Genomic DNA, 21896 nt, shown 5'->3' with positions numbered 1-21896 from the left:
ATTACTCGGCCATCGAAGAAGAACGGGAGGTAGGGATAGATGGAACCGGGTCATAACCACCGGGATTCCACGGATGACAGCGACCTAAACGACGAAAGGCCAGCCAGCCACCGCGCAGAAGGCCATGATTTTCTATGGCTTCATACGCGTAGCAGGAACAACTGGGGTAGAAACGACAGTGACTGGCCATCAGAGGACTAATGGCATAGCGATAAAACTGGATCGGAACGAGTGCCAGTTTACGCATCGGGACTGTCTACCCCTACAGTTTCGGTTTTGACTGCTGGTACCGGCGTGCTGCGTGCCAGACGCTTCCAGAGTTTGCCGAAATGCTGAATCAATTCGGGGTTTTCTACGTCACCCAAACCTTTGCGCGCGACGATAACGATGTCCCAGCCGGCCAGTGATTCCTGGTTCAGACGGAACGATTCGCGCATCAGACGTTTGAGGCGATTGCGCTCGACGGAGAGCTTTACGCTCTTTTTCCCGATAACCAGCCCGAGACGGGGGTGATCAAGATCGTTGTTGCGCGCAAGGAGCAGGAGATTTTTCCCCGGAACCTTGCCGGTAGGGGAGTCAAAGACTGCCTTGAAATGCCGGGGAGTAAGCAGACGCTTTTCCCGACTGAAGTCCTGACTCACCTCCAGTGCCGGATTATCAAACTGCCAGACGCGCACGACCTTTGGCGCGACGACGCGACAGGACGGCACGACCGTTCTTGGTAGCCATGCGAGCACGGAAACCGTGGGTACGAGCGCGTTTGATAGTGCTTGGTTGGAAAGTACGTTTCATTGTCGTGTTACCTGGTTCGTCCACAACGGGCCGGAATGGCCCCCGTTTTAAGAGACCGGGGATTCTAGAGAAAGCAAGCCTCTAGGTCAATTTCCAACCAGCGTTTCCTTATAAATAGATATCCAGACGTTTTTCCTGCCGGGCTCATTGGCTAGATATAGAAATTAAGAAGGAAAGTATTTAAAGCTTTTCTGTAAAGCTTATAAAAGCTAGGGACACGATCATCTGTGGATAACTGCCATAAGCCCTTTAAAGTCGTGATGTACAGAGAATGACAACTACGGTGGAAAACGGTGGTAACCCTGTGCTGCGCTGTCGGATAAGCTGTGTGTGAAAGAGGTACTTATCCACAGCGTGGTTATCCACCGAGTTTCGCCCCCACTTGTACAACGACCTTAGGCCCGGTTATCCACAGAGCTTATGCACAGACCGCTGGTCGCCTTTTATTCGTATAAATCACTGATTCTTCATGGGAGGTGCACAACCTTCGTGTGGATAAGTCGGGGCTGGGTCGGCTACAATGGCGGCTTGTTTTTGCCTCACCGGCTTTCAACTTAGGGGATATCCGTGTCAGTGGAACTTTGGCAGCAGTGCGTGGAGCTTTTGCGCGATGAGCTGCCTGCCCAACAATTCAACACTTGGATCCGTCCACTACAGGTCGAAGCCGAAGGCGACGAGTTGCGTGTCTACGCACCGAATCGTTTTGTTCTCGACTGGGTCAACGAAAAGTACCTGGGCCGCGTCCTTGAACTGCTGGATGAGCATGGCAATGGCATGGCGCCGGCGCTGTCCTTATTAATAGGCAGCAAGCGCAGTTCGGCACCACGTGCCGCCCCGAATGCTCCGTTGGCCGCCGCTGCTTCACAGGCTCAGGCCGCTCAAGCCCCTGTCAGCGCCCCGGCGCCAGCCCAGGTAGCCGCTCCGACCAAGCGTGCGACGCAAAAAGTTACCGAGGTTAATGAAGAGCCATCGCGCGACAGCTTCGACCCGATGGCCGGGGCCAGTTCGCAACAAGCTCCGATTCGTGCCGAACAGCGTACGGTGCAGGTCGAAGGCGCGCTCAAGCACACCAGCTACCTGAACCGCACCTTTACCTTCGAGAACTTCGTCGAGGGCAAGTCCAACCAACTGGCCCGGGCTGCGGCCTGGCAAGTGGCGGACAATCCCAAGCACGGTTACAACCCGCTCTTCCTTTATGGTGGCGTTGGTTTGGGTAAAACCCACTTGATGCACGCTGTGGGTAACCACCTGTTAAAGAAGAATCCGAATGCCAAGGTTGTGTACCTGCATTCCGAGCGATTCGTGGCCGACATGGTCAAGGCCCTCCAGCTGAACGCCATCAACGAGTTCAAGCGCTTCTACCGTTCGGTGGATGCATTGCTGATCGATGACATTCAATTCTTCGCTCGCAAAGAACGTTCCCAGGAAGAGTTTTTCCACACCTTCAACGCCCTGCTTGAAGGTGGCCAGCAGGTCATTCTCACCAGTGACCGCTACCCGAAAGAAATTGAAGGCCTTGAAGAGCGCCTCAAATCCCGCTTCGGCTGGGGCCTGACGGTAGCCGTCGAGCCGCCGGAACTGGAAACCCGTGTGGCGATCCTGATGAAAAAGGCCGATCAGGCCAAAGTCGATCTGCCCCATGACGCGGCGTTCTTCATTGCCCAGCGTATTCGTTCCAACGTCCGTGAGCTGGAAGGCGCGCTCAAACGCGTGATCGCCCACTCGCACTTCATGGGCCGCGATATCACCATCGAGTTGATCCGCGAGTCCTTGAAAGATCTGTTGGCACTGCAAGACAAACTGGTCTCTGTGGATAACATTCAGCGCACGGTCGCCGAGTACTACAAGATCAAGATCTCCGACTTGTTGTCCAAACGTCGTTCGCGTTCGGTAGCTCGTCCGCGTCAGGTCGCCATGGCGTTGTCCAAAGAACTGACCAACCACAGCTTGCCGGAAATCGGCGACGTGTTTGGCGGCCGGGACCACACGACTGTTTTGCACGCCTGCCGCAAGATCAACGAACTTAAGGAATCCGACGCGGACATCCGCGAGGACTACAAGAACCTGCTGCGTACACTGACCACTTGATGAACACCAGCGCAGCTTATTAAGGCAAGGGACTAGACCATGCATTTCACCATTCAACGCGAAGCCCTGTTGAAACCCCTGCAACTGGTCGCAGGCGTCGTCGAGCGCCGACAGACCTTGCCGGTGCTCTCCAACGTGCTGCTGGTTGTCGAAGGCCAGCAACTGTCGCTGACCGGTACCGACCTGGAAGTCGAGCTGGTCGGTCGTGTACAACTCGAAGAGCCTGCCGATCCAGGTTCCATCACTGTGCCTGCGCGCAAGCTGATGGATATCTGCAAAAGCTTGCCGAACGACGCGCTGATCGACATCAAGGTCGACGAGCAGAAGCTCGTGGTGAAAGCCGGCCGTAGCCGCTTCACCCTGTCGACCCTGCCAGCCAATGACTTCCCGACTGTGGAAGAAGGCCCCGGCTCGCTGACATGCAGCCTTGAGCAAAGCAAACTGCGTCGTCTGATCGAACGCACCAGCTTCGCCATGGCCCAGCAGGACGTGCGTTACTACCTGAACGGTATGCTGCTAGAAGTTTCTGAAGGCATCATCCGCGCCGTAGCCACTGACGGTCACCGTCTGGCCATGTGCTCGATGAAGGCTGATATCGGTCAGCCAGATCGCCATCAGGTCATCGTGCCACGTAAAGGTATCCTTGAGCTGGCGCGCCTGCTGACTGAGCCGGACGGCATCGTCAGTATCGTACTGGGTCAGCACCACATTCGTGCGACCACTGGCGAGTTCACCTTCACCTCGAAACTGGTCGACGGCAAATTCCCGGACTACGAGCGTGTTCTGCCTAAGGGCGGTGACAAGCTGGTACTCGGCGATCGTCAGGCCCTGCGTGAAGCGTTCAGCCGTACCGCGATTCTGTCCAACGAGAAGTACCGCGGCATCCGTCTGCAACTGGCCAATGGTCAGCTGAAGATCCAGGCGAACAACCCGGAACAGGAAGAAGCGGAAGAAGAAGTGGGCGTCGAGTACAACGGCGGCAATCTGGAAATCGGCTTCAACGTGAGCTACCTGCTGGACGTGTTGGGCGTCATGACGACTGAGCAGGTGCGTCTTATCCTGTCCGACTCCAACAGCAGTGCGCTGGTGCAAGAGTCCGACAACGACGACTCGGCCTACGTTGTCATGCCGATGCGTCTGTAATCATGCTCAGCAGAAGCTAGATGTCCTTAAGTCGCGTCTCGGTCACCGCGGTGCGCAATCTGCACCCGGTGACCTTCTCCCCCTCCCCCCGAATCAACATTCTTTACGGCGCCAACGGCAGCGGCAAAACCAGTGTTCTGGAAGCCATTCATCTGCTGGGGCTTGCCCGTTCGTTTCGTAGCACCCGCCTGTTACCGGTCATCCAGTATGAGCAGCTCGCCTGTACGGTGTTTGGTCAGGTCGAGTTGGCCGAGGGTGGCCACAGCGCGTTGGGGATATCCCGAGACCGTCAAGGGGAGTTCCAGATTCGCATCGACGGGCAGAACGCTCGTAGCGCGGCGCAACTGGCGGAAATCCTGCCGCTACAGCTGATCAACCCCGATAGCTTCCGCTTGCTGGAAGGCGCACCGAAGATTCGCCGGCAGTTTCTTGACTGGGGCGTGTTCCACGTGGAACCACGATTCATGTCCACCTGGCAGCGCTTGCAGAAGGCCCTGCGCCAGAGAAACTCTTGGCTGCGGCATGGTACACTTGACGCCGTTTCGCAAGCGGTTTGGGACAGGGAACTGTGCCAGGCCAGCGCTGAAATTGATGAATACCGCCGCGCTTATATCAAAGCCTTGAAACCAGTCTTTGAACAGACCTTGAGCGAACTGGTTGAGCTCGAGGGCTTAACGCTCAGCTATTACCGAGGTTGGGACAAAGACCGCGAACTGAGTGCAGTGCTCGCCGGGTCCCTTCAGCGGGATCAGCAAATGGGTCATACCCAGGCAGGACCACAGCGTGCTGATTTGCGTCTTAGATTGGGCGCACATAACGCCGCGGACATCTTGTCTCGCGGTCAGCAGAAACTGGTGGTCTGTGCATTGCGGATTGCCCAAGGGCACTTGGTCAGCCAGGCCCGACGCGGCCAGTGTATTTATCTGGTGGATGACCTGCCGTCCGAACTGGACGAGCACCACCGCCGCGCGCTTTGCCGCTTGCTGGAAGACTTACGCTGCCAGGTGTTTATCACCTGTGTAGATCACGAATTATTGAGGGAAGGCTGGCAGACGGAAACGCCAGTCGCTCTGTTCCACGTGGAACAGGGCCGTATCACCCAGACCCACGACCATCGGGAGTGAAGGCATTGAGCGAAGAAAATACGAATACCTACGACTCAACGAGCATTAAAGTGCTGAAAGGCCTGGATGCCGTACGCAAACGTCCCGGTATGTACATTGGTGACACCGACGATGGTAGCGGTCTGCACCACATGGTCTTCGAGGTAGTCGACAACTCCATCGATGAGGCGCTCGCTGGCCACTGCGACGACATCAGCATCATCATCCATCCGGACGAATCCATCACCGTTCGCGACAACGGTCGTGGTATCCCGGTAGACGTGCACAAAGAAGAAGGCGTCTCGGCAGCCGAGGTCATCATGACCGTGCTGCACGCCGGCGGTAAGTTCGACGACAACTCCTACAAAGTATCCGGCGGCCTGCACGGTGTAGGTGTGTCGGTGGTGAACGCCCTGTCCGAAGAGCTGGTCCTGACCGTTCGCCGCAGCGGCAAGATCTGGGAACAGACTTACATTCACGGTGTTCCGAAAGAGCCGATGAAAATCGTTGGCGAAAGCGAAACCACCGGTACCCAGATTCACTTCAAGCCGTCCGACCTGACCTTCAAGAACATCCACTTCAGCTGGGACATCCTGGCCAAGCGGATTCGTGAACTGTCCTTCCTCAACTCCGGTGTCGGCATCGTCCTCAAGGATGAGCGCAGCGGCAAGGAAGAGCTGTTCAAGTACGAAGGTGGCCTGCGTGCGTTCGTTGAATACCTGAACACCAACAAGACCCCGGTCAACCAAGTGTTCCACTTCAACATCCAGCGCGAAGACGGCATCGGCGTGGAAATCGCCCTGCAGTGGAACGACAGCTTCAACGAGAACCTGTTGTGCTTCACCAACAACATTCCACAGCGCGATGGCGGTACTCACCTGGTGGGTTTCCGTTCCGCACTGACGCGTAACCTGAACACTTACATCGAAGCCGAAGGTCTGGCGAAGAAGCACAAAGTTGCGACCACCGGTGACGACGCCCGTGAAGGCCTGACCGCGATCATCTCGGTAAAAGTGCCTGATCCGAAGTTCAGCTCCCAGACCAAAGACAAGCTGGTTTCTTCCGAAGTGAAGACCGCGGTCGAACAGGAGATGGGCAAGTACTTCTCCGACTTCCTGCTGGAAAACCCGAACGAAGCCAAACTGGTCGTCGGCAAGATGATCGATGCGGCCCGCGCTCGTGAAGCGGCGCGTAAAGCCCGTGAGATGACCCGTCGTAAAGGCGCGCTGGATATCGCCGGCCTGCCGGGCAAACTGGCTGACTGCCAGGAAAAAGACCCTGCCCTTTCCGAACTGTACCTCGTGGAAGGTGACTCTGCTGGCGGCTCCGCCAAGCAGGGACGTAACCGTCGGACCCAAGCCATCCTGCCTCTCAAGGGCAAGATCCTGAACGTCGAGAAGGCGCGTTTCGACAAGATGATCTCTTCACAAGAAGTGGGCACCTTGATCACCGCGCTGGGCTGCGGCATTGGCCGTGACGAGTACAACATCGCGAAGCTGCGTTACCACAACATCATCATCATGACCGATGCTGACGTCGACGGTTCGCACATCCGTACCCTGCTGCTGACCTTCTTCTTCCGTCAGTTGCCGGAGCTAATCGAGCGCGGCTACATCTACATCGCCCAGCCACCGCTGTACAAGGTCAAGAAAGGCAAGCAAGAGCAATACATCAAAGACGACGATGCCATGGAAGAGTACATGACGCAGTCGGCCCTGGAAGATGCGAGCCTGCACCTGAACGAGGAAGCCCCGGGTATTTCCGGGCCAGCCCTCGAGCGTCTGGTGAATGACTTCCGTCTGGTAATGAAGACCCTCAAGCGTCTGTCGCGCCTGTACCCACAGGAGCTGACCGAGCACTTCATCTACCTGCCTGCCGTTAGCCTGGAGCAATTGTCCGATCACGCTGCGATGCAGGATTGGATGGCCCAGTACGAAGTTCGTCTGCGCACCGTCGAGAAGTCCGGCCTGGTTTACAAAGCCAGTCTGCGTGAAGACCGTGAACGTAATGTCTGGCTGCCTGAGGTCGAACTGATCTCCCACGGCTTGTCGAACTACGTCACCTTCAACCGCGACTTCTTCGGCAGCAACGATTACAAGACTGTTGTTTCTCTGGGCGCTCAATTGAGCACCTTGCTGGACGACGGCGCGTATATCCAGCGTGGCGAGCGCAAGAAGCCGGTGACCGAGTTCAAGGAAGCCCTTGAATGGCTGATGGCCGAAAGCACCAAGCGTCACACCATCCAGCGATACAAAGGTCTGGGTGAGATGAACCCGGATCAGCTGTGGGAAACCACCATGGACCCAAGCCAGCGCCGGATGCTCAAAGTGACCATCGAAGACGCCATTGGCGCGGATCAGATCTTCAACACCCTGATGGGTGATGCGGTCGAGCCTCGTCGTGACTTCATCGAAAGCAACGCCCTGGCGGTTTCCAACCTGGACTTCTGATCCAGCAAGCCTGCCAAACGAAAAAGGCCAACGCTTAGCGTTGGCCTTTTTTATTGTCCGTTATTGGCTCGGGTAATAAACCAATCCCGCTGTTGTTCAACCATTGAAACACGTCACCGCAGGCATAAAAAAACCGGCTATATCAGCCGGTTTTTTTACGTCCGAAAAAAACTTATGCACCTTTTTCGGTTTTTTATGGGTTTATAAAATATGTATATAAATCATAAGCTTAAAAACAAAATCCGACGCTTTTCAACAAAACAGTACACAGGTTATCCACAAAATCTCAGACAGCCACTTGATCGGTAGGAGTCGGGGCTTGCGGGGCGGGTGGCAGCGAGCCCATTTCGCGTTGCATCTGCTCGTTCCAGGCTTGGACCCGATCATTCAGATCTGCAATCGCTCGCGGCCCGCTACCCTCTGCATACATGGGTGCGCCGATGATCACGGTAATGACGCCCTGCTTCTTCGCCCAACCGGTTTTCGGCCAGAACTTGCCAGCATTGTGCGCAATCGGCAGCACGGGAAGTGCGGCGTTGACGGCTAAAGCGGTACCACCGCGAGAGAATTTTCCGATGGTGCCGTAAGGAACGCGCGTTCCCTCTGGGAAGATCAGGACCCAGACGCCGTCTTTCAGCAGTTCATCGCCCTTCTTCGCCACATGCTTGAGCGCCGCTTTCGGGTTGTCGCGGTCGATGGCGATCGGCCGCAGCATGGCCATGGCCCAGCCGAAGAATGGAACGTAGAGCAGTTCGCGCTTGAGCACCTGGCTCAAGGGCTCGAAGTAAGCGGAGAGGAAGAACGTCTCCCAGGTGCTCTGGTGGTTCGACTGAATCACGCAGGGCTGATCAGGCACGTTCTCGGCGCCCTTCACTTCGTAGCTGATGCCCAGGAAAACTTTGCTCAGCCACAAGGCGCAGCGGCACCAGTACACATTGATGAAGCGATACCGCGCCTTGAACGGTAGAAACGGCGCGATAAAAAAGCTCAGGCTGCACCAGAGCAACGAGCTGGTGCCCAGCAGCAGGTAAAAGAGGAAGGTTCTGATGGCCTGCAATATCGACATGGCGACGTTTACCGTGCGGGCTCTGCCCGTCTATATAAAGCGCACTCCCGATCAATCCTTGGTCAGGAACAATCGAAGCACTCTAATTGTGGATAAGTTCTGCGGCAATCGCCGCTAGATCGTCAAAAATCAAGGTGCCTACCGGTAGGGTCTTGCCCAAAGTCTTTTCGCCTTTTCCGGTCTTTACCAAAACTGGCTGAGAATCGACGGCTTTGGCGGCCTCCAGGTCACCAAGGGTATCGCCGACGAACCAAAGATTGGTCAGCGATACGTTGTAATGCGCGGCGATGGTTTTCAACATCCCGGGTTTTGGTTTGCGGCAATCGCAGCCATCGTCCGGCCCGTGTGGGCAATAGACGATCAGCCCGACTTCACCGCCCTGCTCCGCCACCAGCGAGCGCAAGCGCTCGTGCATGGCGTCCAGGGTGGCGATGTCGTAATAGCCGCGAGCGATGCCCGACTGGTTGGTAGCGACCGCCACCGTCCAGCCGGCCTTGCTCAACTGCGCGATGGCTTCGATCGAACCCGGGAGCGGAATCCACTCCTCCACCGACTTGATGTAAGCGTCGGAGTCGTAATTGATCACCCCGTCCCGATCGAGAATCAGCAGTTTCAACAGCAGCCCCTCAACCCAGCAGCGAAATGTCGGCGACGCCGAGGAACAGCCCACGCAGACGCGACAGCAACGCATAACGGTTGGCGCGGACCTTGGCATCTTCCGCATTGACCATTACGGCTTCGAAGAACGCGTCCACCGGCTCGCGCAAGGCAGCCAGACGTGCCAGCGATTCGCTGTACTGGCGCGCAGCGGCCATCGGCTGGACAGCCTGGTCAGCCTGCTGGATTGCCGAGTACAGGGAGAACTCGTTGGCGTTGTCGAAGTACTTGGCTTCCACGACCGAAGGAACAGAGCCTTCGACCTTGCTCAGCAAGTTCGAAACACGCTTGTTCACGGCGGCCAGGGCAGCGGCTTCCGGCAATTTGCGGAAGGCTTCTACCGCTTGTACGCGCTGATCGAAGTCCAGCGCCGAACCCGGTTTCAGGGCACGAACCGACAGGTAAGTCCCGACATCAACGCCTTCGTCTTCGTAACGGGCACGCAGACGGTCGAAGATGAACTCCAGCACCGAATCGTTGAGGCCGGCAGCCTTGATCTTGGTACCGAACGCATTCACGGCAAACGCCACGGCGTCGTTCAGGTCGAGGTCGAGCTTCTTGTCGATCAGGATCCGCAATACACCCAGCGCAGCACGGCGCAAGGCGTACGGGTCTTTGCTACCGGTTGGCAGCATGCCGATACCGAAAATGCCCACCAGCGTGTCGAGCTTGTCCGCGATCGCCACGGCCGCACCGGTCAGGGTGGTCGGCAGTTCAGCGCCGGCACCGCGCGGCATGTACTGTTCGTTCAGTGCCAGTGCAACTTCTTCCGGCTCGCCGTCGTTGAGGGCGTAGTAGTAACCGGCGACGCCTTGCATCTCCGGGAACTCACCGACCATCTCGGTCGCCAGGTCGCACTTGGACAGCAGGCCGGCACGGGAAGCCCATGCGGCGTTACCGCCAATGCGTTGAGCGATGAACGCAGCGAGTTTGGAAACGCGCTCGGCCTTGTCGTAGACGCTGCCGAGTTTTTCCTGGAACACCACGTTCTGCAGGCGCAGGTTGAAGTCTTCGAGTTTCTGCTTCTTGTCTTGCTTGAAGAAGAACTCGGCGTCGGTCAGGCGTGGACGAACCACTTTCTCGTTACCGGCGATGATCTGTTGCGGGTCTTTGCTTTCGATGTTGGCCACGGTAATGAAACGTGGCAGCAACTTGCCGTCGGCATCCAGCAGGCAGAAATACTTCTGGTTGTCCTGCATGGTGGTGATCAAGGCTTCTTGCGGCACGTCGAGGAAACGCTCTTCGAACGAGCACACCAGCGGCACCGGCCATTCAACCAGCGCGGCCACTTCGTCGAGCAGGGCTGGCGGAACGATCGCCGTGCCTTCCTGCATCGTCGCCAGCTCTTCGATGCGCTTGCTGATCAGCTCGCGACGCTCGTTGGCATCGGCCAATACGTAAGCGGCACGCAGGTCGGTCAAGTAGTTGGCCGGCGAGGTGATGCGTACGCTTTCCGGGTGGTGGAAGCGGTGACCACGGGAATCGCGGCCGGACTTCTGGGCAAGGATCGTGCAATCGATGACCTGGTCACCGAGCAGCATCACCAGCCACTGGGTCGGACGAACGAATTCTTCTTTGCGAGCACCCCAGCGCATGCGCTTGGGAATCGGCAGGTCGTTCAGGGAATCTTCGACGATGGTTGGCAGCAGGCTCGCGGTCGGTTTACCGGCGATGCTTTGGCTGTAACGCAGTTTCGGACCGCTCTGATCGATTTCGCTCAGGTCGACGCCGCACTTCTTGGCGAAGCCCAATGCCGCTTGAGTCGGGTTGCCTTCGGCATCGAACGCGGCCTGACGTGGCGGGCCATCTAGGTTGATGCTGCGATCCGGCTGCTGAGTCGCCAGATCGGTGATCAGCACAGCCAGACGACGTGGCGCGGCGTAGACGGTTTTGGTCTCGTAGTTCAGGCCAGCGGCTTGCAGGCCCTTGTCGATACCGGCCAGGAACGCGTCGGCCAGGGTGTTCAGGGCTTTGGGTGGCAGTTCTTCGGTGCCCAGTTCAACCAGAAAATCTTGAGCACTCATTGTGCAGCCTCCAGCTTAGCCAACACTTCGTCACGCAGGTCCGGGGTCGCCATCGGGAAGCCCAGCTTGGCGCGAGCCAGCAGGTAGGCTTGCGCAACGGAACGCGCCAGGGTGCGGACACGCAGAATGTATTGCTGACGCGCGGTCACCGAGATGGCCCGGCGCGCATCCAGCAGGTTGAAGGTGTGGGAGGCCTTCAACACCATTTCGTAGCTCGGCAACGGTAGCGGCTGGTCGAGTTCGATCAGGCGCTTGGCTTCGCTTTCGTAGAAATCGAACAGTTCGAACAGTTTTTCGACGTTGGCGTGTTCGAAGTTGTAGGTCGACTGCTCCACTTCGTTCTGGTGGAACACGTCGCCGTAGGTCACTTTGCCGAACGGACCGTCAGCCCAGACCAGGTCGTAGACCGAGTCCACGCCTTGCAGGTACATGGCCAGGCGCTCAAGACCGTAAGTGATCTCGCCGGTCACCGGGTAGCACTCAATGCCGCCCGCTTGCTGGAAGTAAGTGAACTGCGTCACTTCCATGCCGTTGAGCCAGACTTCCCAGCCCAGACCCCAGGCGCCGAGGGTCGGCGATTCCCAGTTGTCTTCAACGAAGCGAATGTCGTGGACCAACGGGTCCAGGCCGACATGCTTGAGGGAGCCCAGGTACAGTTCCTGGAAATTGTCCGGGTTCGGCTTCAGCACGACCTGGAACTGGTAGTAGTGCTGCAGACGGTTCGGGTTTTCGCCGTAGCGGCCGTCAGTCGGGCGACGACTGGGCTGCACATAAGCTGCGTTCCAGGTTTCCGGGCCAATGGCGCGCAGAAACGTGGCAGTGTGGAAAGTCCCGGCGCCTACTTCCATATCGTAGGGCTGAAGTACCACACAACCTTGCTCGGCCCAGTATTGCTGGAGGGCGAGGATCAAGTCTTGGAAGGTACGCACGGCTGGCGTAGGCTGGCTCACGAAATTCACCTGTTTCTTGGGCTGCGATTTAAAGAGCGGGAGTATACCCGATTCGGTCCTGCGCACGCCCCCTGGAGCCTTATGCCACGCTGCTTTTGGTGTTCCGAAGATCCGCTGTACATGGCTTATCACGATCAGGAGTGGGGTACGCCGCTACGCGATGCGCAGGGATTGTTCGAGTTGCTTTTGCTCGAAGGGTTCCAGGCCGGCCTTTCCTGGATCACCGTGCTGCGTAAACGCGAGCACTATCGTCAGGTAATGTTCGGCTTTGACGTACAGCGCGTGGCGCAGATGAGCGACGCTGAAATCGATGAATTGATGCTCGATCCGGGCATCATTCGCAATCGCCTCAAACTCAACGCCGCCCGGCGCAATGCCCAGGCCTGGCTGGCGCTGGAGGATCCGGTGGAGTTTCTCTGGTCCTTCGTCGACGGCAAGCCTGTGATCAACCATTTCAAGGACCGCAGCGAAGTGCCGGCCGTGACGCCGACCGCCGTGGAGATGAGCAAAGGCCTGAAAAAGGCCGGCTTCACGTTCGTCGGCCCGACCATTTGTTACGCGCTGATGCAGGCCTCGGGCATGGTCATGGACCACACCCAGGATTGCGATCGCTACGCGGCGCTGGCGAACGGCGGTTAGAATAGCCGCCTCGCGCACAGCACAAGATCAGGAGTGACCTGTGGATAAGTTTAAAGGCGCCTTGCTGGTAGGCGCTCTGCGGCTGTTTGCCCTGCTTCCGTGGCGGGCAGTGCAGGCAGTGGGCTCGGCCATCGGCTGGTTCATGTGGAAAACCCCCAACCGTTCCCGCGATGTGGTGCGGATCAACCTCGCCAAGTGTTTCCCGGACATGGACGCGGCCGAGCGGGAGCAACTGGTCGGTCAGAGCCTTAAAGACATCGGCAAGTCCCTGACCGAAAGCGCCTGCGCCTGGATCTGGCCGGCCCAGCGCTCCATCGATTTGGTGCGTGAAGTCGAAGGTCTTGAGGTATTGAGGGACGCCCTCGCCTCCGGCAAAGGGGTCGTCGGTATCACCAGCCACTTGGGCAACTGGGAAGTGTTGAACCACTTCTATTGCAACCAGTGCAAACCGATCATCTTCTATCGTCCGCCAAAGCTGAAGGCTGTGGATGATTTGCTGCGCCAGCAACGGGTGCAATTAGGTAATCGGGTAGCCGCTTCCACCAAGGAAGGGATCCTCAGTGTTATCAAGGAAGTGCGCAAAGGTGGTGCAGTGGGCATTCCCGCTGACCCGGAACCGTCCGAGTCCGCCGGGATCTTCGTACCGTTCTTCGCCACCCAGGCCCTGACCAGCAAGTTCGTACCGAACATGCTCGCCGGCGGCAAAGCGGTCGGCGTATTCCTGCATGCGCTGCGGCTGCCGGACGGTTCGGGTTACAAAGTGATCCTCGAAGCTGCTCCAGAGGCCATGTACAGCACCGATACAGAGACCTCCTGTGCGGCTATGAGCCAAGTGGTCGAGCGCTATGTGCGGGCGTATCCGAGCCAATACATGTGGAGCATGAAACGCTTCAAGAAGCGCCCGCCAGGTGAAGAACGCTGGTACTGAGTCGATTGGCATGATCTGTGGATAACCCAGGGCCAGGGTTATCCACAACCGTTCAATAAAGGGCGCAGAAGATGTCCGAACACCGCAAATCATTTCGTATCAAGATCAGTCACCACAGCTTCGGCGAATGCCTGGGCCAGACGCGTAACCTGTCGACGACAGGCGTCTACGTCAAGCATCCGGGCCTGTCGACATTACCCAAGGGCGCGGTGGTGTACGGTCAGGTGCAGGACTTACCCACAAGCGCGCCGCGGGTGCGCATGGAAGTGGTGCTGGTGGATGCAGAGGGCATTGGCCTGCGCTACCTCTGATCAGTGAGCCTGACGCTCAAGCTTCTTCAGAAACACGGTCATTTCCTTTTCGGCCTGCTTGTCGCCATGGGCGCGAGCGGCTTCCAGGCCCTGTTCCCACGCCTGACGCGCGGACGCGAAATCCTTCAGCCCCAGATGGGCCTTGCCCAATAGCTTCCAGGCCGCTGAATACTTCGGATCAAATTCGACACAACGCTGGAAATGCTCAGCGGCCTTGGCGTATTCCCCAAGGTCCAGATAACCCTTGCCCAGCCCGAAGCGTAGCAATGAGTTATCCACACCCTTGGCGAGCATTTTTTCCAGGGATTCGAGCATGTGTGGATTCCTTGATGAGGTTATTCAGAGATGCCTATGTGGTCATGAGATCGCTTTCGCGGGCAAGCCCGCTCCCACAGTGATCTTCAGTGAACATAAAATTTGTGCACGCCCGAGAACCTGTGGGAGCGGGCTTGCCCGCGAAGAGGCCCGCCCGGCCACCGCAAATCCCGGATCAGAAGAAGCTGAGCCCCACATGGAACAGCTTCTCCACATCCCGAATATGCTTTTTATCCACAAGGAACAGAATCACATGGTCGCCCGCCGCAATCACCGTATCGTCGTGGGCAATGATCACTTCTTCGTCACGGATGATCGCGCCAATCGTGGTTCCCGGTGGCAGGCCAATGTTCTCAATGGCCTTGCCGATGACCTTGCTCGACTTCGCGTCACCGTGGGCAATCGCCTCGATGGCTTCCGCCGCGCCCCGGCGCAATGAGTGCACGCTGACAATATCGCCACGGCGCACGTGGGCCAGCAAAGTACCGATGGTCGCCAATTGCGGGCTGATGGCGATGTCGATGTCGCCGCCCTGGATCAGGTCGACGTAGGCCGGGTTGTTGATGATGGTCATCACCTTCTTCGCACCCAGGCGCTTGGCCAGCAGCGACGACATGATGTTGGCTTCGTCGTCGTTGGTCAGGGCCAGGAAAAGGTCGGCGTCGGCGATGTTCTCTTCCATCAGCAAGTCGCGGTCGGAGGCACTGCCCTGCAACACCACGGTGCTGTCGAGGGTGTCCGAGAGATGACGGCAGCGGGCCGGGTTCATCTCGATGATCTTCACTTGGTAACGGCTTTCGATGGCCTCGGCCAGACGCTCACCGATCTGCCCGCCGCCCGCGATGACGATGCGTTTATAGCTCTCATCGAGGCGGCGCATTTCGCTCATCACGGCGCGAATATTCGCCTTGGCGGCGATGAAAAAGACTTCGTCGTCTGCCTCGATCACCGTATCGCCCTGCGGCAGGATCGGCCGATCACGACGGAAAATCGCCGCCACACGGGTTTCGACATTTGGCATGTGTTCACGCAACTGACGCAGTTGCTGACCCACCAGCGGGCCGCCGTAGTACGCCTTGACCGCCACCAATTGGGCTTTGCCTTCGGCGAAGTCGATCACCTGCAAGGCGCCCGGATGCTGGATCAGGCGCTTGATGTAATTGGTGACCACTTGCTCCGGGCTGATCAGCACGTCCACCGGAATCGCGTCATTGTCGAACAGCTCGGAGCGAGTCAGGTAGGCGGCTTCGCGAACCCGGGCGATTTTGGTCGGGGTGTGGAACAGGGTGTGGGCAACCTGGCAGGCAACCATGTTGGTTTCGTCGCTGTTGGTCACCGCCACCAGCATGTCGGCGTCGTCCGCGCCGGCCTGACGCAGCACCGTCGGCAGCGAGCCGCGGCCTTGCACGGTGCGGATGTCCAGCCGATCGCCGAGGTCGCGCAGGCGTTCGCCGTCGGTGTCGACCACGGTGATGTCGTTGGCCTCGCTGGCCAAGTGTTCTGCCAGCGAACCGCCGACCTGCCCTGCGCCGAGGATGATGATTTTCATCCAGTCACTCCCTTAAAACCCATTAACCGCGCGCGGCGGCGATCTTGATCAGCTTGGCGTAGTAGAACCCGTCGTGGCCGCCTTCCTGGGCCAGCAGTTGGCGACCATGAGGTTGCTTGATACCGGCTTGAGTGGCGAGGTCCAGTTCACGGGCGCCCGGCGTGCGGGCGAGGAAGGCTTCGATGACTTCGGTGTTTTCGGTCGGCAGCGTGGAGCAGGTGGCGTAAAGCAGGATGCCGCCGACCTCCAACGTTATCCACATGGCATCGAGCAGTTCGCCCTGCAGAACCGCGAGTGCGGCGATGTCGTCGGGTTGGCGAGTCAGCTTGATGTCCGGGTGACGACGAATCACCCCGGTGGCCGAGCACGGCGCGTCCAGCAGAATGCGCTGGAACGGTTTGCCGTCCCACCAGGTGGCGGTGTCGCGGCCGTCGGCGGCGATCAGTTCGGCGCTCAGGCCCAGGCGTGCGAGGTTTTCCCGCACTCGCACCAGACGCTTGGCTTCCAGGTCCACCGCGACCACGCCGGCGAGTGCCGGCTCGGCTTCAAGGATGTGGCAGGTCTTGCCGCCCGGTGCGCAGCAGGCGTCCAGCACCCGTTGGCCCGGAGCCAGGTCGAGCAGATCGGCGGCCAGTTGCGCGGCTTCGTCCTGCACGCTGATCCAGCCTTCGGCGAAACCCGGCAAGCTGCGCACATCGGCGGCGGCGTCGAGAATGATGCCGTCCTGACTGTAAACGCATGGCGTGGCGGCGATGCCGGCGTCGGTCAGCAACCCGAGGTAAGCATCGCGGCTGTGATGACGACGGTTGACCCGCAGGATCATCGGCGGATGCGCGTTGTTCGCCGCGCAAATGGCTTCCCACTGTTCCGGCCAGAAGGCTTTCAGGGATTTTTGCAGCCAGCGCGGGTGGGCAGTGCGCACCACTGGATCGTGTTCCAGTTCGGCCAGCAGCGCTTCGCTTTCGCGCTGGGCGCGGCGCAGCACGGCGTTGAGCAAGGCCTTGGCCCAGGGCTTTTTCAGCTTGTCGGCGCAACCCACGGTTTCACCGATGGCTGCGTGTGCCGGAACCCGGGTGTAGAGCAATTGGTAGAGACCGACCAGCAACAGCGCTTCGACATCGGCGTCGGCTGCCTTGAACGGCTTCTGCAGCAACTTGGCCGCCAGCGCCGACAAACGTGGCTGCCAGCGCGCGGTACCGAACGCCAGGTCCTGGGTGAAGCCGCGATCGCGGTCTTCAACCTTGTCCATTTGTGTCGGCAGGGAACTGTTGAGTGAGGCTTTTCCGTTAAGAACAGCAGCAAGTGCCTTGGCGGCGGCCAGACGTGGATTCATTGAGCGTCCGCCGCTTGCCCGAGAACGGTGCCGACGGCGAATTTCTCACGACGGCTGTTGAACAAGTCGCTGAAGTTCAGCGCCTTGCCGCCGGGCAATTGCAGACGAGTCAGACACAGGGCTTGCTCACCGCAGGCGACGATCAACCCCTCCTTGCTGGCGCTGAGAATTTCACCGGGAGCGCCCTGCCCTTCAGCGAGGCTGGCGGCCAGCACCTTCAATGCTTCGCCATTCAGCGTGCTGTGGCAGATCGGCCATGGGTTGAAGGCTCGAACCAGGCGCTCCAGCTCAACCGCCGGGCGACTCCAGTCGATGCGCGCTTCGTCCTTGTTCAATTTGTGAGCATAAGTGGCGAGGCTGTCGTCCTGCACTTCGCCTTCCAAAGTGCCCGCAGCGAGGCCGGCAATCGCCTGAATCACGGCTGGCGGGCCCATTTCCGCCAGACGGTCGTGAAGGCTGCCGCCGGTGTCTTCACCGGTGATCGGCGTGGTGACTTTGAGCAGCATCGGCCCGGTGTCGAGGCCCAGTTCCATGCGCATCACGGTCACACCGCTTTCGCTGTCGCCCGCTTCAACGGCGCGCTGGATCGGCGCCGCTCCGCGCCAGCGTGGCAACAGCGAGGCGTGGCTGTTGATGCAACCCAGGCGCGGAATATCCAGCACCACTTGCGGCAGGATCAGGCCGTAGGCGACCACCACCAGCAGGTCCGGCTTGAGCGCGGCCAGTTCAGCCTGAGCGTCTTCGTTGCGCAGGGTTGGCGGTTGCATCACAGGAATGTTGTTTTCCAGAGCCAACTGCTTGACCGGACTTGGCATCAACTTTTGCCCGCGACCCGCCGGACGGTCCGGTTGGGTGTAGACCGCGACGATCTCGTAAGGGCTGTCGAACAGGGCCTTGAGGTGTTCGGCGGCGAATTCCGGGGTGCCGGCAAAGACGATGCGCAGTGGCTCAGTCATTCAAAAGGTCTCGCAAAAGAAAAAGGCTTGCCGCAGCAAGCCTTTGAAAGGAGGGCATCAAGCGTTCTGGCGATGGAGCTTTTCCAGTTTCTTCTTGATTCGGTCGCGTTTGAGATTGGACAGGTAGTCGACGAACAATTTGCCATTCAGGTGGTCGCATTCATGCTGGATGCACACGGCGAGCAGTCCTTCGGCGATCAGTTCGTAAGGCTGGCCGTCGCGGTCCTGGGCCTTTATTTTGACCTTCTGTGGGCGATCGACGTTTTCGTAGAAGCCCGGCACCGAGAGGCAGCCTTCCTGATATTGCTCCATCTCGTCGGTCAGGGTTTCGAACTCGGGGTTGATGAACACCCGTGGTTCGCTGCGGTCTTCGGAGAGGTCCATCACGACGATACGTTTGTGCACGTTGACCTGGGTCGCGGCGAGGCCGATGCCTGGCGCTTCATACATTGTTTCAAACATGTCATCGACCAACTGACGCACTTCGTCGTCCACTACAGCCACAGGTTTGGCGATAGTGCGCAGGCGCGAATCGGGGAATTCGAGGATGTCTAAAATGGCCATAAGCTTAATTGCTGCACGTTTGAGGTAATGTCGGGTCGATGGCCTGGCGGGTCCGAAGATGCAGGCTACCGTTGTAAAACGTAGCTTCCTTCTCTTTTTGGTTAAGAGTCGGGAGCGAGCCACGAGGGCTCTGGCGTTCTACGCGAATGCACATAATAAAGGGATTCACCGCATGAGGAAATCACTACTCGCCTTGCTCCTTCTGGCCTCGGCCGGTTTGGCGCACGGGCAAGTGCAACTCAAGGAAGGTTTTCCACAGCAATACACCGTGGTATCGGGTGACACACTCTGGGACATATCGGGAAAATACCTCCAAGAGCCGTGGAAGTGGCCGGAGCTCTGGCAAGCCAATCCACAGATCGAAAACCCCAATCTCATCTATCCCGGGGATTCGTTGACGCTGGTCTACGTCAATGGCCAGCCGCGCCTGACCCTCAATCGCGGCGCTTCCCGGGGCACCATCAAGCTTTCGCCACGGGTGCGCAGCTCGGCGGTGGCCGATGCGATTCCGAGCATTCCGCTGCGATCAATCAACAGTTTTCTGCTGAGCAACCGCATCGTCGACAAAGTCGAGGATTTCGACAAGGCGCCCTACATCGTCGCCGGAGATGCCGAGCGCGTGCTCAGCGGCACGGGTGACCGCATCTTCGCCCGTGGCCATTTCGACCCGAACCAGCCGGTCTACGGCATCTTCCGTCAAGGCAAGGTCTATACCGACCCCGAGACCAAGGAGTTCCTGGGGATCAATGCCGACGACATCGGCGGCGGCGAGATTGTCGCCACTGAAGGCGATGTCGCCACCCTCGCCCTGCAACGCACTACCCAGGAGGTTCGACTCGGTGACCGCTTGTTCAGCGGTGAAGAGCGCTCCATCAACTCGACCTTCATGCCCAGTGCACCGAAAACGCCTGTCTCGGGCTTGATCATCGATGTGCCGCGCGGGGTGACCCAGATTGGCGCGATGGACGTGGTCACGCTGAACAAGGGCCAGCGCGATGGCCTGGCCGAAGGCAATGTGTTGGTGGTGATGAAAACCGGCGAAACCGTGCGTGACCGGATCACCGGTCAGCCACTGAAAATCCCCGATGAGCGTGCCGGTCTGCTGATGGTATTCCGCACCTACGACAAGCTCAGCTACGGGCTGGTGCTCTACGCCTCGCGCTCGTTGGCGGTGCTGGACAAGGTGCGAAATCCATAAGCAGGCTCCACAAGTTACCAACAGAGTTATCCACAGCTTATTCCCGTTTGAACGGGGCTCATAACGATCAAGGATGATCCATGTCGCTGTCTGCTTTTGCACCGGTTTCCCCTGCGGAACTGGAAGCTCGTTTACGTTTGCATCGCCTGCCGGAACTCGGTCCTGCGCGTTTCAAGAAATTGCTTGAGGCCTTCGGCTCGGCGTCCAAGGCGATCAGCGCGCCGGCCAGTGCCTGGCGCTCGCTGGGTTTACCCCTCGCTTGCGCAGAGGCCAGGCGCTCGAGTGAAATCCGTGATGGCGCGAGCCATGCGTTGGCCTGGTTAGAGCGTCCGGGCCAGCATTTACTGATGTGGGACCAATCTGACTATCCGGCACTGCTGGCGGAAATCAGTGATGCGCCGCCGCTGTTATTCGTGGCGGGCGATCCCGGCATTCTGGAAAAACCGCAGCTGGCGATGGTCGGCAGCCGGCGCGCTTCGCGGCCGGGCATGGACACTGCTGCCGCATTTTCCCGCAGTTTGGCCGGCGCCGGTTTTGTCATTACCAGCGGTCTGGCGCTGGGCATCGATGCCGCCGCGCATCAAGCCGCTTTGGACGTGGGCGGGCGAACGGTCGGTGTACTTGGCACGGGACTTGAAAAGTTTTATCCACAGCGCAATCGACGGCTGGCAGACGCGATGATCGCCTCGGGCAGCGCGGTGCTTTCGGAGTTCCCGCTGGACGCCGGGCCGACCGCCAGTAACTTCCCCCGGCGCAATCGGATCATCAGCGGTTTATCCCTGGGCGTGCTGGTGGTCGAGGCGAGTGTCGCCAGCGGTTCGCTGATCACCGCGAGGCTGGCGGCGGAACAAGGGCGCGAGGTGTATGCGATTCCAGGGTCGATCCACCACCCTGGTGCAAAGGGTTGTCATCAGCTGATCCGCGACGGTGCGGTGCTGGTGGAAACCATCGAGCATATCCTCGAAGCGTTGCGCGGCTGGCAGCAGTTGCCGTTATCCACAGCGACACCCGCGGTGACACATCCGTTGCTCATGCTGCTGCATGCCGCGCCGCACACCAGTGAAGCGTTGTCCGCCACCAGCGGCTGGGCCTTGCCGAAAGTGCTGGCGGCACTGACGGAACTGGAAATGGACGGCCGGGCGGTCTGCGAAAGCGGGCGCTGGTTTGCACGGGTGAGCTAGGTTTTATAAGGAAGATCGGTAAACTGCGCAGAGCCTTATTCCGGAGAGTTTTTCATGGTTAACAGTTGGCGTGTGCAACAAGCCGCACGAGCCATTCGCGCAGGCGCGGTGATTGCCTACCCAACCGAAGCCGTCTGGGGCCTGGGTTGCGACCCGTGGGACGAAGAAGCGGTCTATCGTCTGCTGGCGATCAAGGGGCGGTCGGTGGAAAAAGGGTTGATTCTGGTGGCCGACAACATTCGCCAGTTCGACTTCCTCTTCGAAGACTTTCCTGAATTGTGGATGGATCGCATGGCCAGTACCTGGCCAGGGCCGAACACCTGGCTGGTGCCGCATCAGAATATGTTGCCGCAGTGGATTACCGGTGTGCATGAAACGGTGGCGCTGCGGGTCAGCGATCACCCGTTGGTGCGGGATTTGTGCGCGGTGGTCGGGCCGTTGGTTTCAACGTCGGCCAACCCGCAGGGCCAACCGGCGGCGCGGACGCGGATTCGCGTCGAGCAGTATTTCCGTGGGCAGGTGGATCACGTGTTGGGTGGGAATCTGGGCGGGCGCAAGAATCCGAGCGTGATTCGCGATGTGGCGACGGGCAACGTCATCCGCCCGGATTAAGACCGAGGTGCGGCTATTCGCGAGCAAGCCCGCTCCC

22 protein-coding genes are annotated in these 21896 nt (G+C 58.9%); 10 read left to right on the top strand and 12 right to left on the bottom strand.

Translation table 11 applies throughout. The features are described from left to right. Nucleotide 1 precedes the first annotated feature (1 nt). From yidD to rpmH, 3 genes are read right to left on the bottom strand one after another with little or no spacing between them, the layout of a single operon-like run. Nucleotides 2-247: a membrane protein insertion efficiency factor YidD gene (yidD, locus tag ABH912_RS20280; protein ID WP_074872215.1), complete on the bottom strand. Its 246-nt coding sequence runs from the start codon at nucleotides 245-247 to the stop codon at nucleotides 2-4. Continuing rightward, nucleotides 240-641, bottom strand: coding sequence for a ribonuclease P protein component (gene rnpA, locus ABH912_RS20275; RefSeq protein ID WP_033059892.1), 402 nt, complete (start codon nucleotides 639-641; stop codon nucleotides 240-242). The genes yidD and rnpA overlap by 8 nt, the downstream gene beginning before the upstream one ends. A 16-nt stretch (nucleotides 642-657) precedes the next feature. Continuing rightward, nucleotides 658-792, bottom strand: a complete 135-nt coding sequence (gene rpmH, locus ABH912_RS20270; RefSeq protein ID WP_003213577.1) for a 50S ribosomal protein L34 — start codon at nucleotides 790-792, stop codon at nucleotides 658-660. 567 nt (nucleotides 793-1359) lie between these two features. Here rpmH and dnaA point away from each other — a divergent pair. The 4 genes from dnaA to gyrB are packed head-to-tail and all read left to right on the top strand — an operon-like array spanning nucleotide 1360 to nucleotide 7576. Then, nucleotides 1360-2880, top strand: a complete 1521-nt coding sequence (gene dnaA, locus ABH912_RS20265) for a chromosomal replication initiator protein DnaA (protein WP_429511477.1) — start codon at nucleotides 1360-1362, stop codon at nucleotides 2878-2880. Nucleotides 2881-2919: 39 nt separating this feature from the next. After that, on the top strand, nucleotides 2920-4023 hold the full coding sequence (gene dnaN / locus ABH912_RS20260) for a DNA polymerase III subunit beta (protein ID WP_008155702.1): 1104 nt from the start codon (nucleotides 2920-2922) through the stop codon (nucleotides 4021-4023). 20 nt (nucleotides 4024-4043) lie between these two features. Next, nucleotides 4044-5147 carry a DNA replication/repair protein RecF gene (recF, locus tag ABH912_RS20255; protein WP_007969883.1) on the top strand — a complete coding sequence of 368 codons (1104 nt, stop codon included), beginning with the start codon at nucleotides 4044-4046 and terminating at the stop codon, nucleotides 5145-5147. Between the two features lie 5 nt (nucleotides 5148-5152). Next, entirely contained in the window at nucleotides 5153-7576 is a 2424-nt protein-coding gene (gyrB, locus tag ABH912_RS20250) for a DNA topoisomerase (ATP-hydrolyzing) subunit B (protein ID WP_008155700.1), read from the top strand. 286 nt (nucleotides 7577-7862) lie between these two features. Here gyrB and ABH912_RS20245 read toward each other — a convergent pair whose 3' ends face one another. From ABH912_RS20245 to glyQ, 4 genes are all read right to left on the bottom strand, one after another. Continuing rightward, the gene (locus ABH912_RS20245; protein ID WP_429511476.1) at nucleotides 7863-8642 is read right to left on the bottom strand and encodes a lysophospholipid acyltransferase family protein; all 780 of its coding nucleotides are present in this window, start codon (nucleotides 8640-8642) and stop codon (nucleotides 7863-7865) included. Nucleotides 8643-8724: 82 nt separating this feature from the next. Continuing rightward, a complete protein-coding gene (gene gmhB, locus ABH912_RS20240; RefSeq protein ID WP_197281768.1) occupies nucleotides 8725-9264 on the bottom strand; it encodes a D-glycero-beta-D-manno-heptose 1,7-bisphosphate 7-phosphatase in 540 nt (179 codons plus the stop codon). 4 nt (nucleotides 9265-9268) lie between these two features. Beyond that, the gene (gene glyS / locus ABH912_RS20235; protein ID WP_033059705.1) at nucleotides 9269-11323 is read right to left on the bottom strand and encodes a glycine--tRNA ligase subunit beta; all 2055 of its coding nucleotides are present in this window, start codon (nucleotides 11321-11323) and stop codon (nucleotides 9269-9271) included. Continuing rightward, nucleotides 11320-12273 (bottom strand): glycine--tRNA ligase subunit alpha, encoded by a 954-nt coding sequence (gene glyQ / locus ABH912_RS20230; protein WP_003213601.1) that lies wholly within the window; start codon nucleotides 12271-12273, stop codon nucleotides 11320-11322. The genes glyS and glyQ overlap by 4 nt, the downstream gene beginning before the upstream one ends. Nucleotides 12274-12354: 81 nt before the next feature. Between glyQ and tag the strand changes: the two genes are divergently transcribed. The 3 genes from tag (at nucleotide 12355) to ABH912_RS20215 (ending at nucleotide 14151) form a co-directional block, all read left to right on the top strand. After that, entirely contained in the window at nucleotides 12355-12912 is a 558-nt protein-coding gene (tag, locus tag ABH912_RS20225) for a DNA-3-methyladenine glycosylase I (RefSeq protein ID WP_033059707.1), read from the top strand. Between the two features lie 40 nt (nucleotides 12913-12952). Then, nucleotides 12953-13840 carry a lysophospholipid acyltransferase gene (locus ABH912_RS20220; protein WP_429511475.1) on the top strand — a complete coding sequence of 296 codons (888 nt, stop codon included), beginning with the start codon at nucleotides 12953-12955 and terminating at the stop codon, nucleotides 13838-13840. Between the two features lie 71 nt (nucleotides 13841-13911). Next, on the top strand, nucleotides 13912-14151 hold the full coding sequence (locus ABH912_RS20215; protein ID WP_033059710.1) for a PilZ domain-containing protein: 240 nt from the start codon (nucleotides 13912-13914) through the stop codon (nucleotides 14149-14151). Here ABH912_RS20215 and ABH912_RS20210 read toward each other — a convergent pair whose 3' ends face one another. The 5 genes from ABH912_RS20210 to def all read right to left on the bottom strand — a co-directional run bounded on the left by ABH912_RS20210 (nucleotide 14152) and on the right by def (nucleotide 18868). Further along, entirely contained in the window at nucleotides 14152-14466 is a 315-nt protein-coding gene (locus ABH912_RS20210) for a tetratricopeptide repeat protein (protein WP_429511474.1), read from the bottom strand. Nucleotides 14467-14641: 175 nt separating this feature from the next. Beyond that, complete coding sequence (gene trkA, locus ABH912_RS20205) at nucleotides 14642-16015, bottom strand: Trk system potassium transporter TrkA (protein ID WP_033059713.1); 1374 nt, start codon at nucleotides 16013-16015, stop codon at nucleotides 14642-14644. 22 nt (nucleotides 16016-16037) lie between these two features. Next, nucleotides 16038-17348, bottom strand: a complete 1311-nt coding sequence (gene rsmB, locus ABH912_RS20200) for a 16S rRNA (cytosine(967)-C(5))-methyltransferase RsmB (protein WP_134421100.1) — start codon at nucleotides 17346-17348, stop codon at nucleotides 16038-16040. After that, a complete protein-coding gene (gene fmt, locus ABH912_RS20195) occupies nucleotides 17345-18304 on the bottom strand; it encodes a methionyl-tRNA formyltransferase (RefSeq protein ID WP_429511473.1) in 960 nt (319 codons plus the stop codon). Before fmt ends, rsmB begins: the two co-directional genes overlap by 4 nt. Nucleotides 18305-18361: 57 nt before the next feature. Beyond that, nucleotides 18362-18868, bottom strand: coding sequence for a peptide deformylase (gene def, locus ABH912_RS20190; RefSeq protein ID WP_033059720.1), 507 nt, complete (start codon nucleotides 18866-18868; stop codon nucleotides 18362-18364). A 172-nt stretch (nucleotides 18869-19040) separates the two neighbouring features. On the opposite strand from def, the gene ABH912_RS20185 reads away from it, so the two are divergent. The 3 genes from ABH912_RS20185 to ABH912_RS20175 all read left to right on the top strand — a co-directional run bounded on the left by ABH912_RS20185 (nucleotide 19041) and on the right by ABH912_RS20175 (nucleotide 21859). Next, nucleotides 19041-20066 carry a LysM peptidoglycan-binding domain-containing protein gene (locus ABH912_RS20185; protein ID WP_033059722.1) on the top strand — a complete coding sequence of 342 codons (1026 nt, stop codon included), beginning with the start codon at nucleotides 19041-19043 and terminating at the stop codon, nucleotides 20064-20066. Between the two features lie 80 nt (nucleotides 20067-20146). Next, complete coding sequence (gene dprA, locus ABH912_RS20180) at nucleotides 20147-21247, top strand: DNA-processing protein DprA (RefSeq protein WP_429511472.1); 1101 nt, start codon at nucleotides 20147-20149, stop codon at nucleotides 21245-21247. 54 nt (nucleotides 21248-21301) lie between these two features. Then, a complete protein-coding gene (locus ABH912_RS20175; RefSeq protein WP_429511471.1) occupies nucleotides 21302-21859 on the top strand; it encodes an L-threonylcarbamoyladenylate synthase in 558 nt (185 codons plus the stop codon). Nucleotides 21860-21896: the final 37 nt, after the last annotated feature.

Origin of the sequence: Pseudomonas sp. BT76 TE3572 (genome assembly GCF_050435365.1) — a bacterium.
In the GTDB taxonomy this organism is placed as follows: Bacteria; Pseudomonadota; Gammaproteobacteria; order Pseudomonadales; family Pseudomonadaceae; genus Aquipseudomonas; species Aquipseudomonas fluorescens_W.
Note: the sequence above shows the minus strand (reverse complement) of the source record. Positions and strands in the feature narration are given on the sequence as shown.

Coding starts and splice junctions, on each gene's coding strand:
- yidD (WP_074872215.1), bottom strand. CDS start 247: ATGCGTAAACTGGCACTCGTTCCGATCCAGTTTTATCGCTATGCCATT.
- rpmH (WP_003213577.1), bottom strand. CDS start 792: ATGAAACGTACTTTCCAACCAAGCACTATCAAACGCGCTCGTACCCAC.
- dnaN (WP_008155702.1), top strand. CDS start 2,920: ATGCATTTCACCATTCAACGCGAAGCCCTGTTGAAACCCCTGCAACTG.
- recF (WP_007969883.1), top strand. CDS start 4,044: ATGTCCTTAAGTCGCGTCTCGGTCACCGCGGTGCGCAATCTGCACCCG.
- ABH912_RS20245 (WP_429511476.1), bottom strand. CDS start 8,642: ATGTCGATATTGCAGGCCATCAGAACCTTCCTCTTTTACCTGCTGCTG.
- glyS (WP_033059705.1), bottom strand. CDS start 11,323: ATGAGTGCTCAAGATTTTCTGGTTGAACTGGGCACCGAAGAACTGCCA.
- tag (WP_033059707.1), top strand. CDS start 12,355: ATGCCACGCTGCTTTTGGTGTTCCGAAGATCCGCTGTACATGGCTTAT.
- ABH912_RS20215 (WP_033059710.1), top strand. CDS start 13,912: ATGTCCGAACACCGCAAATCATTTCGTATCAAGATCAGTCACCACAGC.
- ABH912_RS20210 (WP_429511474.1), bottom strand. CDS start 14,466: ATGCTCGAATCCCTGGAAAAAATGCTCGCCAAGGGTGTGGATAACTCA.
- trkA (WP_033059713.1), bottom strand. CDS start 16,015: ATGAAAATCATCATCCTCGGCGCAGGGCAGGTCGGCGGTTCGCTGGCA.
- rsmB (WP_134421100.1), bottom strand. CDS start 17,348: ATGAATCCACGTCTGGCCGCCGCCAAGGCACTTGCTGCTGTTCTTAAC.
- fmt (WP_429511473.1), bottom strand. CDS start 18,304: ATGACTGAGCCACTGCGCATCGTCTTTGCCGGCACCCCGGAATTCGCC.
- def (WP_033059720.1), bottom strand. CDS start 18,868: ATGGCCATTTTAGACATCCTCGAATTCCCCGATTCGCGCCTGCGCACT.
- ABH912_RS20185 (WP_033059722.1), top strand. CDS start 19,041: ATGAGGAAATCACTACTCGCCTTGCTCCTTCTGGCCTCGGCCGGTTTG.
- dprA (WP_429511472.1), top strand. CDS start 20,147: ATGTCGCTGTCTGCTTTTGCACCGGTTTCCCCTGCGGAACTGGAAGCT.
- ABH912_RS20175 (WP_429511471.1), top strand. CDS start 21,302: ATGGTTAACAGTTGGCGTGTGCAACAAGCCGCACGAGCCATTCGCGCA.